Genomic DNA, 391 nt, shown 5'->3' with positions numbered 1-391 from the left:
TGCCTCGGCCAATCCCTTTGCCGTGGTGACCCAGGCGCACCTGAAGGCGCAGGACACCGCGGGATCCGAGGCCGCGCGCTACCAGGCCAAACTGGGCTTGATACGCAGCCTGTACCGGCGCGGTTTTGCGCGTCAGGACATACTCGAGCTGTTCCGGTTCATCGACTGGGTGCTGACGCTGCCGGAGGGACTGGAAACCCAGTTATGGAGCGAGGTCCAGCAATTTGATGAGGAACGACGCATGCGCTATGTGAGCAGCTTCGAGCGAATCGCTCAGAAGAAAGGGGTCGCGAAGGGGGTCGCGAAGGGGATCGAGAAAGGGATCGAGAAAGGGATCGAGAAAGGGATTGGCACGGGTCAGGTCCGGCTCCTGCGGTTACTGATCCAACAG

Annotated in this window: 1 pseudogene; it reads left to right on the top strand. The window is 61.1% G+C overall.

The window, feature by feature from the left end:
• Nucleotides 1-391, top strand: a pseudogene (locus tag ABC977_RS18255) (cytosolic protein); the annotation flags it as partial.

The sequence above is a fragment of the Thioalkalicoccus limnaeus genome (genome assembly GCF_041197575.1).
Classification (GTDB): domain Bacteria; phylum Pseudomonadota; class Gammaproteobacteria; order Chromatiales; family Chromatiaceae; genus Thioalkalicoccus; species Thioalkalicoccus limnaeus.
Note: the sequence above shows the minus strand (reverse complement) of the source record. Positions and strands in the feature narration are given on the sequence as shown.